Origin of the sequence: Maribacter luteus (assembly GCF_009674825.1) — a bacterium.
Taxonomy (GTDB): Bacteria; Bacteroidota; Bacteroidia; order Flavobacteriales; family Flavobacteriaceae; genus Maribacter_A; species Maribacter_A luteus.
The window spans coordinates 422,240-438,494 of the sequence record NZ_WKJH01000030.1 but is presented as its reverse complement, the minus strand read 5'-3'; the positions used below and the strand labels follow the sequence as shown (position 1 = coordinate 438,494).

The window sequence follows — 16,255 nt, the reverse complement described above, 5'->3', positions numbered from 1 at the left end:
AAAGGAGTGAAAGGAACGCCAAAAAACTTAATAATATAAAACATGAAGGAAGGATTAGCTGGCAAAATCGCCAAATTATTCATAGGATCCAAATTAACGGTACTTCTGATGATCGTATTCATGGTCATCGGGGTGTACAGCTCCTTTTTGATTCCGAGGGAAGAGGAACCGCAGATTGATGTGCCCATGGCCGATATCTTCGTAGGGTATCCTGGGGCGAGTCCGACCGAAGTGGAATCAAGGGTGGCCAAACCGCTCGAAAAATTGATTTCGAACATAAAAGGGGTCGAATATGTGTATTCAACTTCGATGAAAGAGCAGGGAATGGTAATCGTTCAATTCTACGTTGGGGAAGATATTGAACGTTCATTCGTAAAACTCTATAATGAGATCAATAAGCATATGGACGTTATGCCAGAGGGAGTGACTTTCCCATTGGTAAAAACACGTTCTATCGATGATGTTCCGATGTTGGGTTTAACGTTGTGGAGTGAGAGTTATGACGACTACCGAATTAAGCAAATCGCCCAAGAACTTACTGATGAGATCGGAAAGATAAACGATGTTTCGGCCACACAGAAAATAGGGGGTAGAAACAGGCAATTACGGGTGGTCCTTGATAAGGAAAAGATGGCCGAAAGCGGATTGGATTTTATAACCGTGGCCCAAATGATCAAGGCCAATAACCAACAATTGGGTGGTGGGTCTTTTGATAAGAACGATACGGAGTTTACCGTAACTACCGGGAATTTTCTTGAAACTCCGGAAGATGTGGAGAATTTAGTGGTTGGTGTTCAGCAGAATAGGCCTATTTACCTAAAGCAGATCGCAAGCATTCAGGACGGACCTGAAATTCCAAAAAATTACGTGTCCCTTGGATTTGGGCAGGCGAGTGAAAAAGCCGGGGATTTTAAATCGGAATATCCTGCGGTAACCATTTCGGTCGCGAAACGAAAAGGGGCCGATGCCATGAAAATTTCCGATGTCATCTTGGATAAAGTGGAGCATTTGAAAAAGACCTTGATTCCTGATGATGTTCATTTAGAGGTGACAAGGAACTATGGGGAAACGGCCTCCCATAAGGTGTCTGAGCTATTGATGCACTTGATCGGCGCGATAATCGCCGTGACCTTCGTGGTTATGTTGGCAATGGGCTGGCGAGGTGGTTTGGTCGTGTTCTTATCTGTTCCTATTACGTTTGCTTTGACTTTATTGAGCTACTATATGCTCGATTATACACTGAACAGAATCACGCTTTTTGCCTTGGTTTTCGTAACAGGTATCGTGGTCGACGATTCGATTATTATAGCGGAGAACATGCACCGGCATTTTAAAATGAAAAGATTGCCGTTTAAACAGGCGGCTTTGTATGCAATCAACGAAGTTGGTAACCCTACCATTTTAGCAACTTTTACGGTAATCGCCTCGGTATTGCCCATGGCTTTCGTTTCAGGATTAATGGGGCCTTATATGAGTCCTATGCCTATAGGTGCATCGATAGCCATGTTATTGTCGTTGTTCGTTGCTTTGACGATTACCCCTTATTTGGGTTATATTTTCTTAAGGGAAAAGGAGAAAAAAGGAGAAGAAGCGAAAGAGGAGAAACCCATGCAGGATTCTTTTATTTATCGCATGTATGAAAAGTTTGAAAAACCTTTGATCGAGAATAAAAGCAAAAGATGGTTGTTCTTGGGGATTACGTTCTTTCTATTACTTGGGTCAGTGGCCTTGTTCTTTACCAAATCGGTAGCGGTGAAAATGTTGCCTTTTGATAACAAGAATGAGTTTCAGGTGGTCATTGATATGCCCGAGGGAACGACTTTGGAACGAACCGGAGTGGTTGCCAAGGAGATAGCCCAATATTTGGCCACAAGGCCAGAGGTGGTCAATTATCAAACCTATGTGGGAACATCGGCACCTATCACTTTTAATGGACTTGTGCGTCATTATGATCTACGTGGTGGCAGTAATATGGCCGATATTCAAGTTAACTTGATAGATAAAGGGGAACGAAGTGAACAAAGTCATGACATAGCAAGTTTGTTGCGACCAGAGATCCAACGGATAGGTGAAAAATTCAACGCGAATGTCAAAATCGTAGAGGTGCCACCAGGGCCTCCGGTAATGTCGACCATCGTGGGTGAAATTTATGGTCCTGATTATGATAAACAGATAGATATTGCCAATCAGGTTCAGAATATCCTGAAAAATACCGATGATGTGGTAGATGTGGATTGGATGGTGGAAGCCGACCATGTCGAATATGAATTTATCATTGATAAGGAAAAAGCCATGTTGTACGGTGTTGCGCCACAACAAATCGCGCATACCATGAATATGGCATTGTCAGAAAGGGCCGTGACCAATTTGTACGATGAGGATGCCACGACCCAAGTTGGTTTGATTTTGGCTTTGGACGAAAAGGAGAAATCCACTATTGGTGATATAGCTCAATTAAAAGTGAAGTCACAACAAGGTAACATGGTTACTATCGGGGACCTGGTAGCAGTTCAAAAGTCTACAAGGGCGAAAAGTATCTATAGAAAGAACCAGAAAAGGGTAGTGTATGTCTTAGCCGATATGGCCGGGGAATTGGAAAGTCCCGTATACGCCATTTTAGGAATGACAGATAAATTGAAAGAATTGAACCTTCCCGAAGGTTATGCAATAGACGAACTTTATATAAAACAGCCCGATTTTGAAGATGATTATACAGTAAAATGGGATGGTGAATGGCAAATAACCTTGGAGGTGTTTCGTGATTTGGGTATCGCTTTCCTTGGGGTTATAGTTATCATTTACATTTTGATAGTTGGTTGGTTCCAGAACTTTAAGGCACCTGTTGTAATGATGGTGGCCATTCCACTTTCTTTAGTGGGTATTGTGTTGGGACACTGGTTATTGGGGGCTTTCTTTACGGCTACTTCTTTTATTGGTATGATTGCCCTAGCAGGTATCATGGTAAGGAACTCCGTGTTGCTGATCGATTTTGTAAACCTACGTTTGGCAGAGGGTATTCCCATTAAACAAGCGGTTATAGAGGCTGGAGCTGTACGTACAACCCCGATTTTGCTAACGGCAGGCACCGTTGTTATCGGAGCATTCGTGATTCTGTTCGATCCCATTTTCCAAGGATTGGCCATTTCGCTCATGGGAGGTACCATTGTATCGACAGTACTTACGCTTTTGGTGGTGCCATTGGTTTACTACATGATAGAGCGCAAGAATTACAAATAAGGGAGTAATTAAAAGAAGCGCTTTGTTTTTTGATTGATTCAATTATTAATGACAAAAAAGTTTTAGAGGTATGAAGCTATTAATGGTAACTGTGGTTGAGCAGTATGAGAAAAAGGTAATGGACCTTTTTAAAAAAGCCGAAATAGAGAATTTCAGCGGTTCTGATATTGATGGCTATAAAAATCCTATTTCCCTTATGATGAAATCTACATGGTTTCCCAATGTAAAGGGAGGTGTTGAGTCGAGTCTGTTTTTTTCATTTACCGAGTCAAACAAAATCGATGTACTTTTTGAACTGATCAAGGAGTTCAATGAAAATCTGGAAACCAATAATCCTATTAAGGCGATTGTTGTTCCCGTTGAAAAAAGTATTTAAGTTAAATTAAAAAACGTATAACATGTTGAATAAGTATTTTAGGGTTATTGTTGGTAGTTTCATTCTATTAAGTGTTGTATTGGCAGTTTATGTGAATATTAATTGGTTGTGGTTTACCGTGTTCATTGGTGCCAATATGATTCAATCCGCATTTACGAAATGGTGTTTGTTAGAATCCATATTATTAAAGCTCGGGGTTGAAAAATAAATTTTGGTGGGAATTCAAATCTTTAGGCAATAAACTTTTTTTTGATTCTTTGAGTAGTTATCCAAGCTCCTATGCGGCTTTGGTTTTTAACGGCAAATTATAAAAACAACACCTTTGTCCATTATGGGCAAAGGTGTTGTGGTTAAACAAAAAACTAACTCAATGCAAAAATTATGATTACATTCTTACTCAATTTTGTCATTTATGTGGTAAGTTGTGTGCAGAATGCCTTGTTTTTATTGTTATTTCATTGATTATTAGCAAAAATTATTCGATCCAATATAATCAAAAGACAACTCTATTTGTCTAAAAAGTGATATTTAGAGAAAAATTCATTAAATTGCTTAGACCAAATAGCATTAAATACATTACCTATTCAAATCTAAATAAATAAGTTAGGGTTTAGTTCCAATATTTTGTCATTTGGGTAATGTATTACTTCAAAAACAACCGCAAGTGATGGATATTCTTAAAAAAATTCACAGGGAAATCGTTACCCTGTCTTCAGAGGATAGTTTTTTAGTGGAGGATCGTACCAAAGAGTTTTTTGATTACCCTATACATTTTCATCCAGAGTTTGAACTGAATTTTATTTTAAATGGAAAAGGGGTTCGTAGGATCGTTGGTGATAGTATGGAAGAGATAGATGAAGTAGAGCTGGTTTTGGTTGGGCCAAATCTATATCACGTATGGGAAAAGCACGTATGTGAAAATAAGAAGATCAGGGAGGTGACCATTCAATTTCAAAATGACCTTCTTGATGATGGATTATTACATAGAAGTGTAATGAGGCCGATAAGGGAAATGTTCGAAAGGGCTTCCCATGGTATATTGTTTTCCCAAGAAGTATCACTGTCCCTTAAAAATAGGTTGTTGAAAGTTTCAAAAATGGGTGGTATGGATAATTTTATGGAGATACTTTCCATTCTTTATGATCTTGCCATATCAAGAAACCAACGTTTGCTTTCTACTTTAACCCCTGAGCCCCCAAATTTTGAGCATAGCAACAAGATAAAAAAGTTATATGAATTCGTGCAGCAGAATTATGCCCGTAAGGTTACTTTGACCGAGGCTGCGGAATTGGTAAATATGAGTAGTGTATCATTCAATAGATTTATTAAAAAAAGAACAGGTAAAACTTTTGTTGATTACCTGAACGAAGTACGCATAGGGTACGCATCGAAATTCTTGATCGAGCGCGATCTGGCGATTTCCGAAATAGCCTTTATTTGTGGTTTTAACAGTATTGCCAATTTCAACAGGGTGTTCAAAAAGAATAAGAAAAGGACCCCGACCAAGTTTCGTGAAGATTTTTCAGGAATTAAGAGGGTTCTCTAACCTCTTTTCATTTATTTTGGTAATCACTTCAATCATGGCCCTACTATTGTGGTAGGGACATTTCCATGGTCCTACTTTATCTTCTGAGGTGTAGGATTTTCCGTTTGAGTCGACCCTGAAAAACCATTCGCCATTTTCATGGTCAATGATATGTTTTTTTGTAAATCCCCAAATCTTCAAAGCCGTATTGAAATAGGCATCATCATGTGATAAATGCCATGCATGGACCAGACCTACCATTGCTTCGGCCTGTGGCCACCAATGTTTGTCAGCATCAAGCTCCCTGGTTAGGGTATCCTGAGCATTGAATACCCCAAAATCTTTGTCCAATGCCTCGGCAATAAAGGTATTGGTCACTTTTATTAGTAGAGTTTCCGTTTTTTCTATTAAAGGTTTATTGTTGATTGTTCGTGCCCCAACGAGCAATAACCAGGCCGCTTCAATGTCATGCCCATAGGATATTTCAGGTGAAAGGCTTTTCCAATCATTGGTGAAGAATAAATCCAAATGGTTGTTCTTTAAGAAAATCCTGTTCAAAAATAGGTCGTAAAGCCTTTCCAATGAGTTTTTCACCTTCTCCTCATTGGTTACCTCATATAGTGTGGTATAGGCTTCTAAAACGTGTAAATGGGTGTTTGTGGTTTTTGGGGCATTAACTTCTTTTTCGCTAAGCCTTAAGTCTTCTATACTATTCCAATTTTCATCGAAAGCCTCAATATAGCCGCCTAATTCCATATCATACGAATGCTCTTCCAACAAGGCATATATTTCTTTTGCCCAGTTAAGTGCTTTGGTGTTGGCACTGTATTTGTGGTACTCGGCCAATGAATAGATGCAAAAAGCTTGGGCGTAAACTTGTTTTCTTTTGTTTGATGGTTTTCCGGTATGATCAACCTCCCAAAAGACACCTCCTGATTTTTTATCCCTAAAATAATCGTACAGGTAATCAAAGGCTATTTGGCACTCGGCATCGTACCTATTATCCTGAAAAAAGTTGTTTGCTCGTGAGAACGACCATAAGATCCGTGTGTTCAATATGACTCCTTTTGGGGCTTTTTCCACGATTTTGTTGTTATGGTCAATACGTCCTACGAAACCACCATGATCAAGATCTTTGGTCGTGTTCTTCCAATAGTCGAGTATACGGTTAAGTTCCATTTGTAATTGAAAGGAAACTTCGATAGGGTCGTTCAGTGTCATGCCTAGGGGTTTATCTTTAATATTTTCCTTTGTTCTTTTCGATCAAGTCGTAAATGAGTTCTACCGATCCCCTTGAGGTGAGTTTGTCTTCTGGTGTGTTCTTGCAGTAATCAATTAAGATTTCAATCTTAGAAGTCGCTACATGCATACGTGTGTCAGAAGATGCATAATAAATAAATACATTGCCATTTTCATCATTTATCCACCCATTTGCAAAGAGTACATTGCCGACATCACCGATTATTTCTTGATCGTCTGGAGCCATGAAATACCCTGCCGGTTGATGGATTACTTTGGAGACATCATTTAGGTCTGTCATGAACAAATAGAGTACATACCTTAGTCCGGCTGCCGTATTTCTTACGCCATGGGCCAGATGCAGCCAGCCTTCCTTTGTTTTTATAGGGGATGGTCCTTGGCCATTCTTTAACTCATAGACCGTATGGTATTCCTTGGGGTTGATGATGACCTCGTTCATCACCTTCGGATGTTTCATGTCATCTACGTAACCTAATCCGATTCCGCCACCGGCACCAGTTTCAATAAAGCCGTCCTGGGGCCTAGTGTATATGGCGTATTTGCCACACACGAATTCGGGGTGCAAGGTTACATTGCGCTGTTGGTTAGAGTCGGAAATCAAATCTGGCAATCGTTCCCAGTTTATCAGGTCTTTGGATCTGATGATACCCGCATTGGCTATAGCGGATGAAGTATCGGATTCCGGGGCATTTGGGTCTTTTCTTTCTGTACAGAAAATGCCGTAAATGAATCCGTCTTCATGTAAGGTGAGGCGCATGTCGTATACATTCACATCGGGGTCATTGGTTTGGGGCAGTAGTATGGGTTTATCCCAGAATTCGAAATTATCGATGCCATTTGGGCTTTGCGCAAGGGCGAAGAACGATTTTCTGTCCTTTCCTTCAACCCTAAGGGCCAGTATATATTTATTGTTCCATTTGATAGCTCCGGCATTGAATGTTGCATTGACACCGATTCTTTCCAATACATTGGGGTTTGTATCGGTATTCAGGTCAAATCGCCAATGCAAAGGAGTGTGTGCCGCTGTAACAATAGGGTATTTGTATTTTGTGAATAACCTTGATGGATGGGGTATTGCTATATTTTTTCGTTGGATGAATTCCTTGTGTTCATCGAACAATTTCTGAATGATTTCGTTTTTAGACTGCTCTTTTAATTTGGACATGGCTATTTTTCTGTATTGGGTTCTTTATTTCTTCTTAGGCTCAATTCCTTGTTTATCTTGATCATGAAATTATCGTCTAGTTTATAGAAAATCATGAAAATGGATGATATCAATGCTCCTAGAGCAGGTAAAACACTCATCATGAGTCGAATACCGGTTTTTGCTTCTTCAGTTTGATCCATGTTGGCTTCAAATCCATAATAAGCCAAAATCCAACCAGTGAGGGCGCCTCCGAGGGTCCATCCCATTTTCTGTGACATAGAGGAAGATGAGAATATAAGTCCGGTCGCCCTACGGCCGGTTTCCCATTCGGAGTAGTCCGCAATATCCGCATACATGGACCATAGTAGGGGGAAAACGATTCCTGCGCAAATACTGATCAAGAATTGAAATATGAAAATCAATGACAATTGTTCGGCACCAAAAAAGAAGAATATGCAGCTTAATACGGTTGCTAGGATCATGGCGCCCATAAATGTCTTCTTTTTCCCTATCGCATCCGAGATGGGCTTGGCTAAAACCACACCGATTATATTGGCGGCTTGGCCAAGTACCAAGTAAAGTGTACTATAAGTCAAGGGGACGTTCAATAGAGGCAGTTGAAACGCTTCTTGGGATACAAAATAGTATTTGAAATAATAGATGGTAGATCCATCGCGAATGGAGTTGAAAATAAGCGTGAATATCCCAGCACCCAGTAAAATGAACCATGGGATGTTCTTGGCCAAATCCTTTAGGTCTGACCGTAGGTCGGTTTTTTGTTCTTTAGGCGGTTGAATGCGTTCTCTGGTCAAATAAAAGGTTCCAAAGAAGAAAATAGCCGCGATAACACCATAGATGGTCATGGTTTGTTGCCATCCTTTCTGGGGGTTTATAATCCCTTGGTCATTGCTGAGGTATTCTACAAGGGGTTCTGCAGTAGCAAGCACTAAGATACTGCCTGCAAAAGCAAAAATGAATCGGAATGAGGCCAATGAGGTCCGATCCTTTAAGTTTGAGGTCATTACGCCCAAAAGGGACGCATAAGGCACGTTTACCGCAGTATAAACGATCATCATAAGACAATAGGTTACGTAGGCGTAGATTATTTTTGAAGAAGTCGTTAGGTCGGGTGTAGTGAACGTAAGGACCCCAAAAAGGGCAAACGGGATGGCCATCCAAAGTAAATATGGCCTGAACTTTCCCCACTTGGTATTCGTTCGGTCGGCAAGGATTCCCATAATTGGGTCGTTGAGACCGTCAAAGATCCGGGTTACCAAGAACATTGTGCCCACAACAGCTGCAGATATTCCAAAAACATCGGTATAGAAAAACAATAGGTATACGCTGAACATTTTCCAGAACATCGAAGAGGCGAAATCCCCGAAACCATAGCCTGCTTTTTCTTTTAACTTTAGTTTTTCCATAATACTTATCTGGCCTCAGGATTTTTATAAAAGATTAGTTGATTTTCTTTAATTTTTTCAAAAAAAGTACATTGGGCAACTTCTGGAATTTTATGAAATCTGGACTGCTTTTTTGGCCTTTAAAGGGTACATAGTAGTGATTGGGCCATGCGTTTCTCCAAAAAAGGGCCCATGAGATGCCTTTATCAGCAATATTTTTATCGAGTACTTCTGTCCACCAATTGTCGACCGTAACCATATTCAATCCTCCTTCTGTCATGGCATAGGGTTTCTTTTTCTTTTTGGCGATCTTAGCAAGGATATTTAGGTTGTTGTTGAGCAGTTGAATGTATTCTTCGGTGGAATTCTTATGGTAAAGGTCTATACCCAAAATATCTACATATTCATCACCGGGATAAAATTTCAAGTATTCCCCTTCATCTTTTATTGCATCCGTCGAATAGCAATATAATAGGTTATGTACATTGTTGTTTATGGTTAGAAACTCGAATGTCTCTATCCACAGTCTTTTAAATTCCTCGGGGGTACAATTGCCATGACCCCACCAAAACCATGAACCGTTCATTTCGTGGTACGGTCTAAATACCACGGGGATGGGTTTTCCTGAATCGCTTTTGAGACTTTTCATGAAATCAGCTACTTTTATTAACCAACTTCGAAATTTTGGATGCAGTGCCCCGCCTTGTAAAACCTCTGAAACGGCTGGTGAGGGGTCCCATGCGGATTTAAGGGTGACCGGGTTGTCAGGATGCCAACTTAAAGTTATGATTCCCCCATTTTTATGGGCTTTTTTAATAAGGTTGCCCATTAGTTTAAAATTCACCGTATCTAAATTTTGTGTGTGTCCCAATTCAAGATGTCCTAATTCAAATCCGTACACCCCGGGAAAATCCCCTGTAACATCATGTACATCACTTCTATGATCATTACCATTGTTTTTCCAACCCATACCATAGGCCGTTGCATCTTGGTGGCCAAACGCATAACCTGTTTTTGGTATTTCCTTGATTCGCATCATTAAGTGTTTAGTGGACATATCCGCATTGCGATCGGCCAATACCTGTGCTGATGATTCTTTCATAAGACTTGTTTTACAGGATAAAAAAGTAGAACCTAAAACGATAATAAGTAAGTATTTTGAAAGTCTATTGTAAATCATATGGTAGTCAATGATAAATTGAAAGGTTCTTTGACATTAAAAGTATAAAGTACTGATTGCATTTTTATATACTATTTTGTCATAATCTTGAAGGAATAACACATCGAGGATTCTTTATGTTATAAGAAGCATTGAAAAATCTATGTTTTTGTAAGAATACTTGATAAATCAAAGGTGAAATTTGATAAACTGAAAATAGGTTGTTGAAACTATTTTGTCAAAATGTTATGTTATTGTTTCAAAAGTATTAGGTGGTGGATTTGATTGGGTGAAAAGGCAGTTTTTTAGAGGTATAATTTTTAACTTGTGGCTTCAAGTGATTTTCTACTATGCAGATTAAAGAATTAACTGAAGTCTATGATGTCATCATCGTAGGCTCAGGTGCAGGTGGCGGTATGGCTACCAAACAATTGGCAGATGCCGGTTTAAACGTTGCAGTGGTCGAGGCAGGACCTTTTTTCGACCCCAAGAATCCAGAACAGATGACCCAATTTAAGTGGCCTTATGAGTCACCTAGGAGGGGCGCACCCAAAACCCGTGATTTTGGTGAGTGGGATATGGCCTATGGGGGTTGGGAAATTGAAGGTGAACCTTATACCCATACTGAAGGCACCAAATTCGATTGGTTTAGGTCGCATATGCTGGGAGGCAGAACCAATCATTGGGGACGTATTTCGTTACGATTCGGACCTAAGGATTTTAAACATAAGGATGTTGATGGGTTTGGGGATAATTGGCCTATAAGCTATGAAGATGTAAAACCTTATTATGACAAAGTGGATAAATTGATCGGCGTTTTTGGTAGTAAGGAAGGGCGACCCAATGATCCGGACGGTTTTTTTCTCCCTCCTCCCAAACCAAGATTGCACGAACTTTTTTATATAAATGGGGCAAAAAAGTCCGGGATTCCCGTTATTCCGGGGCGACTTTCAATGCTTACGAAGAAAATAAACAATGACCGTGGTGTATGTTTTTATTGCGGACAATGTTCACGCTCATGTTCGGTTTATGCTGACTTCTCTTCTGGGAGTTGTTTAATATTCCCGGCACAGAAAAATGGTGGAAGGGTAAAAATATTCGTGAATTCAGTAGTTCGTGAAGTGACGACCAATGAAGAGGGCAAGGCAACCGGGGTGTCCTATATAAGTAAGGATGATAGAAAAGAGTACAAGCTTAAAGCAAAAGTCGTGGTGCTCGCGGCATCGGCCTGTAGTTCGGCTAGGATATTATTGAATTCAAAAAGCAAACAACACCCTAATGGTCTGGGTAATAGCAGTAACCATGTGGGCAAGTATTTACACGATTCTACCGGGTCAAGTAGAACAGGGTTCATTCCCGGTTTAATGAACCGTAAAACCTCTTATAATGAAGATGGTGTAGGCGGTATGCATGTGTATTCACCATGGTGGGGTGATAATTCCAAATTAGACTTCCCTAGAGGTTACCACATTGAAGTTTGGGGCGGTATGGGCATGCCCAATTATGGTTTTGGTTATGACCCCAATGAATTCAATAAATTCTTCGGATTGAAAGTCGGAGGATACGGCGATTCCCTCAGAAATGACGTCAAAAAATATTATGGTTCCGTTGTAGGTTTTGGAGGTAGGGGAGAGGCCATTGCCAGAAAGGAGAATTACTGTGAAATTGACCCTACAACAGTGGATAAATTCGGAATCCCCGTATTGAAGTTCAATTACAAATGGTCAGATTTTGAAATAAAACAGGCCAAGCATATGCAAGATACGTTTGAAGAACTTATACATAATATGGGAGGTGAACCTATAGGTAAAAAACCGGGAGCGGAAAAAAATTACGGACTTCTTAATCCTGGTGAGGTTATTCATGAAGTAGGTACCACCCGTATGGGAAACGACCCTAAGACCTCGGTTACAAATAAGTACCAACAATTACATGATGTCGACAATGTTTTTATCGTAGATGCAGGGCCATTTGTTTCCCAGGCCGATAAGAATTGTACTTGGACGATTCTCGCCCTTTCATGGAGGGCATCGGACTATATTATTGAACAGTTGAAACAGCATAATATTTAAATAGGTGGATAGAAGGAAAAGTTTAAAGGCAATAATTTTAGGAGCTGGGGCAGCATCAACCGGTTTGGTTTTTAACGGGTGTAATACTGAAGGAGAACCGACGGTGGAAACCAACATTTCCGAAGGGGCCGAAAAATTCTTTGGAAGAACACCGGAAGAATTGGCCCTGATTGAAAAATTGAACGCAGAAAAATTGTTCAATGCACATGAGATGGAAACCATTACAATTTTAAGTACCATTATATTACCCCCAAAAGAACCACACGGTGGCCCAGTTGAGGCCGAGGTACCAGAATTTATAGAGTTCATCGCAAAGGATTATCCCGAAATGCAGGATACTTTGATTGGCGGACTTATGTGGTTGGATCATAAATGTAATACCATGTTCCAGGTCGAGTTTAAAACCGCCACGTTGGAACAGCAAAAACAAATTCTCGATACGATAGCTTTCCACGATCCCGAAATACCGTTAAACGAACAGCCCTTGGAGATCCAATTCTTTCATATGATGCGAGGACTTACGGTCACTGGCTACTATACTTCTAAAGTGGGTATAGCCGATTTAGGATACAAGGGCAATATGCCCAATGTTTGGGACGGCGTGCCGGAAGATGTTCTGGAGCAGCATGGAGTAGCATATGATCCGGAGTGGATCGCCAAATGTGTGGATCAAAGCAAGCGTGGTATTATTGCAGAGTGGGATGATGAAGGTAATTTGTTGACCTAATTTACCTTTGATCGGGGCATTCATCACATTCTTTTTTTGGGAATGATGTGGTGCAATATGGGTTGAATAATAGAGACATGACATTAAAAAGCATCCATGGGGGCTCAAAAAGGTTATAATGGAAAAATATTATAGTATGAGGCAATGGGTTAATGAGCGTAGAATTATATTTTACGCCATATTACTGTGTTTACAAATGGCCTTTTAGGACAGGAACCCAATGATTCGGTTTGGCACATATATGATGAACCACTGCCTTCAGGAATTGAATTCGAAGCTAAAGCAGAACGAATAGGTTATTTGGATTCAGAGGTTTTAAGAAACTATTGATTTATGAGATTCGTTTAAACAACAGTAACCGAACATCCGGTGCCTGGAGACCTTTAATTTCAGGTGCTTTTAATTTTAAGGTAGCCCTTCCTTTTTTTAGGTTGATGGTGCCTAACTTCATAGGAACGAAATCCTTTACATAGGACTCCATTCGAGGATCACGGTCATGCTCCATCCCTTTTAACGGCGGGTTATGGGCCTTCGATATTTTCGATGTCAACTTACTTTTTCCAAAACTCAATTCCAAAATAGAGCCTAAACTCTCTTCTGGGCATGTGTAATAAAGTTCAACTTCAAAATTTCCATCGGCCAATACCTCTACATCCCATGTGATTTCATCCTCAATACTGGTCCAATTCGTAAAAAAGCTACAATTGGGCCATTTATTACTTCGTTCAATTGTTCCGTGGGGAATGCCGTCCCTTGCAGGAATCTGGGTATAAACAAAATCGGGATGCCCTAAAGTAATAGGCCTTTCACCTTTCTCAACCGTGTTTTCGACAGATTCGGATTGCCAATAATGTTTTATGTTGGTAAATGAGTCGCGGAGTTTCGGCAATTTAGCCGAAAGGTCATGTTCCTGTCCTAGGTCGTTGACCATATTATATAGTCTATTTTCATAATCCAATCTAAATTCTTGGGTTCTGATACTGGTTTTGCCTTGCCAATGGTTAACTAAAACCCTTGGTTTCCATTTTACGGAATCATCAAAAAGTAAAGGTTTTAAATCGACCCCGTCAATAGGGTGTTCGGTTTTTACTTTTATATTGGCCAGACTTGCTAGGGTTGGTAAAATATCAATGGCTCCTGCAATGTGGTTTATGCTTATTCCCATTGGAATATGGTTTTTCCATTTTATAAAGAAAGGAGTGCGAACCCCACCTTCATCCGTTGAACCTTTTTTACCTCTCATTCGGCCATTCCATCGCCATCCATTTGGTCCATTGTCCGAAAGGTATATGACAATGGTGTTTTCTTCCAAATCCAGTTCTTTTAGTTTATCATTGATTCGCCCTACGTTCCAATCAATATTTTCCACCATGGCCAAAGCCGCCTTTGTGAAATTTTCAGGCTCCTTTTCTGATCCATGATAGGTCATACCAAGTTTTTTGTTCTTGAATCTATCCCAAAATGCATTGGGTACTTGCATAGGGCTATGCGGTGTATTGTAAGGTAGGTAAAGAAAGAAAGGTTCTTTTTTGTTCTTGTCTATAAAATCCAAACCATGATCGGTAAGGTCATCTGCCAAAAAACCTTTACCCTTTACGATTTTTCCATTGTGTTCGAGTATAGGGTTGAAATAGTTTCCCCAGTGCCCTGATGCAAAACCATAATAGTCATCGAAGCCTCTAGCGTTTGGATGGTACGGGGGTTGCATTCCATTATGCCATTTGCCATAGGCAGCTGTTTTATAGCCGGCTTGTTTGAATATTTCAGCTATGGTGGTTTCTCCTAAATTGAACCGTTCCCCACCGGCTGATGTAGAATAGACCCCTGTACGGGCCGCATATCTTCCGGTCAAAAGTTCTGCCCTGGTGGGGGAACATACCGGCTGAACATAAAAATGCTCAAATGAAACACCATTATTACCAAGTGCATCAATATTCGGGGTAGAAAGGTTAGTATTGCCGTTATGGCTTAAATCGCCCCATCCTTGATCATCGGCCATAATCAATATGATATTCGGATGTTGTGTTTTTACTATCGGATTTTCTTTGGGACCATCCTGACAGGAATAGCAAATGATTGTAAGCAGAAATATTTTTAAAGATTGGATTTTCATTCTTTATAAACTTGAGATTGAATGTACAAATTCAGCCCCACTTTTAATAACTTGCAATTGTCAATAATTAACTAGATTTAATCTTTGACTGCAAGACCAACCATAGAGTCAGCGGTTCCATAATAGAGGAACCATTTGCCCTTAAAATAAACCAAGCCTTCGATAAAGGTAGTGCCGGCCTTGTACTGTCCCGTAATTTCATGGGGAAGATCAGGACAGATGAACGGGGTTTCCAATCTTGCCACAACCTTTGTTGGTTCGTTTTTATCAAAGAGTACCTGTCCGCCGCAGTAGGTGCCTTCCGGTACTTTTGTTGTAGCCCCTTCACCACTTAGGTTTTTGCCATTGTACAATAGTAAAATTCCGTTTTCAGTGTATATAGCCGGTGGTCCGGGTTCGGTGAGGTGACTATCGAATTCATTCGGAGAAGGTTTAAATACATGAAGTAGTTCCCCGTTGGCGTCCAATATAGGGTCCCAATCGATTCCGTTATCCGAAAGGGCCAGATTCACAAAGAGTTCCCCCCAGTACATTAGATATTTCCCTTTGATTTTCTTGGCCACAAGTTTTCCTGTGACCAATTCGGTGACGATTGAGCCGGATTTACTCCAGATATCCAAGAATTTACCGTCATGTGCAGTTTCAAAAACAGGACCTTGCTTCGTCCATTTTTTCAAGTCTTTTGATGTTGCACTGGAAAGTCGTGCTACATCTTTGTTCCAACTTGTATAAAGCATAATATAGCTTCCGTCCGGTTTTTCCACTATTCTAGGGTCTTCAATGCCTCCAGGTTGGTCCCATTTATTGAAGACATCATTATCAGGATAAAGAACCGGTTCTGGATGTTTGGTGAAATGAATGCCATCGGTACTGAATGCAAGTCCTATTCTAGAAGTTCTTCCACCTAATATAGCATCCGGATTGTCTTCTGCCCTAAAGAGTAAAAAAACGGTATCGTTCCTTACTATGGCACCTGGATTAAAGACATCGGCTTTTTGCCACTGTACTTGTTCTTTCGATATAGGGTCTAGGAACGTGTAGCTGGAATCGGCCACCATAATGGGGTTTGTGGTTGTTTTTTTGAACCCGAGCATCCATTTTTCGGTAATTGGGCCGTTCTGTTGTTCCGGGATTACCTTTTTATCTTTACACGAAAGGAAACCAAAGAATACAATGATCAGGAAAAATTGTCTAAGTACTATTTTTTTCATGTGAATTTGATGTGTTTGGACTTGG

The 16,255-nt window shown here is 40.3% G+C and carries 12 protein-coding genes; 6 read left to right on the top strand and 6 right to left on the bottom strand.

From position 1 onward, the window contains the following. Window positions 1-42: 42 nt before the first annotated feature. The 4 genes from GJ691_RS19075 (at window position 43) to GJ691_RS19060 (ending at window position 5,159) form a co-directional block, all read left to right on the top strand. Complete coding sequence (locus tag GJ691_RS19075; RefSeq protein ID WP_154369897.1) at window positions 43-3,237, top strand: efflux RND transporter permease subunit; 3,195 nt, start codon at window positions 43-45, stop codon at window positions 3,235-3,237. Window positions 3,238-3,307: 70 nt separating this feature from the next. Continuing rightward, window positions 3,308-3,613 carry a hypothetical protein gene (locus GJ691_RS19070; RefSeq protein WP_154369895.1) on the top strand — a complete coding sequence of 102 codons (306 nt, stop codon included), beginning with the start codon at window positions 3,308-3,310 and terminating at the stop codon, window positions 3,611-3,613. A 22-nt stretch (window positions 3,614-3,635) separates the two neighbouring features. Further along, the gene (locus GJ691_RS19065) at window positions 3,636-3,821 is read left to right on the top strand and encodes a YgaP family membrane protein (protein ID WP_154369893.1); all 186 of its coding nucleotides are present in this window, start codon (window positions 3,636-3,638) and stop codon (window positions 3,819-3,821) included. Between the two features lie 459 nt (window positions 3,822-4,280). Then, window positions 4,281-5,159 (top strand): AraC family transcriptional regulator, encoded by an 879-nt coding sequence (locus GJ691_RS19060; RefSeq protein WP_154369891.1) that lies wholly within the window; start codon window positions 4,281-4,283, stop codon window positions 5,157-5,159. Here GJ691_RS19060 and GJ691_RS19055 read toward each other — a convergent pair. The 4 genes from GJ691_RS19055 to GJ691_RS19040 are packed head-to-tail and all read right to left on the bottom strand — an operon-like array spanning window position 5,136 to window position 10,050. Further along, window positions 5,136-6,359, bottom strand: coding sequence for an AGE family epimerase/isomerase (locus tag GJ691_RS19055; RefSeq protein ID WP_154369889.1), 1,224 nt, complete (start codon window positions 6,357-6,359; stop codon window positions 5,136-5,138). The two genes, GJ691_RS19060 and GJ691_RS19055, sit on opposite strands and share 24 nt — an antisense overlap. Before the next feature lie 16 nt (window positions 6,360-6,375). Further along, complete coding sequence (locus GJ691_RS19050) at window positions 6,376-7,563, bottom strand: glycoside hydrolase family 130 protein (protein ID WP_154369887.1); 1,188 nt, start codon at window positions 7,561-7,563, stop codon at window positions 6,376-6,378. A gap of 2 nt (window positions 7,564-7,565) precedes the next feature. After that, a complete protein-coding gene (locus GJ691_RS19045; protein ID WP_154369885.1) occupies window positions 7,566-8,969 on the bottom strand; it encodes an MFS transporter in 1,404 nt (467 codons plus the stop codon). A gap of 34 nt (window positions 8,970-9,003) precedes the next feature. Beyond that, complete coding sequence (locus GJ691_RS19040; protein ID WP_179955180.1) at window positions 9,004-10,050, bottom strand: glycoside hydrolase family 26 protein; 1,047 nt, start codon at window positions 10,048-10,050, stop codon at window positions 9,004-9,006. A gap of 407 nt (window positions 10,051-10,457) precedes the next feature. On the opposite strand from GJ691_RS19040, the gene GJ691_RS19035 reads away from it, so the two are divergent. After that, window positions 10,458-12,179, top strand: coding sequence for a GMC family oxidoreductase (locus tag GJ691_RS19035; RefSeq protein ID WP_154369881.1), 1,722 nt, complete (start codon window positions 10,458-10,460; stop codon window positions 12,177-12,179). Window positions 12,180-12,183: 4 nt separating this feature from the next. Beyond that, a complete protein-coding gene (locus tag GJ691_RS19030; protein ID WP_179955179.1) occupies window positions 12,184-12,906 on the top strand; it encodes a gluconate 2-dehydrogenase subunit 3 family protein in 723 nt (240 codons plus the stop codon). 331 nt (window positions 12,907-13,237) lie between these two features. Here the strand turns inward: GJ691_RS19030 and GJ691_RS19025 are convergent, their stop codons facing one another. Together GJ691_RS19025 and GJ691_RS19020 are read right to left on the bottom strand one after the other, a co-directional pair. Then, window positions 13,238-15,019 (bottom strand): arylsulfatase, encoded by a 1,782-nt coding sequence (locus GJ691_RS19025; protein ID WP_154369879.1) that lies wholly within the window; start codon window positions 15,017-15,019, stop codon window positions 13,238-13,240. A gap of 77 nt (window positions 15,020-15,096) precedes the next feature. Then, complete coding sequence (locus GJ691_RS19020; protein WP_154369877.1) at window positions 15,097-16,230, bottom strand: glycoside hydrolase family 130 protein; 1,134 nt, start codon at window positions 16,228-16,230, stop codon at window positions 15,097-15,099. Between the last annotated feature and the right edge of the window lie 25 nt (window positions 16,231-16,255).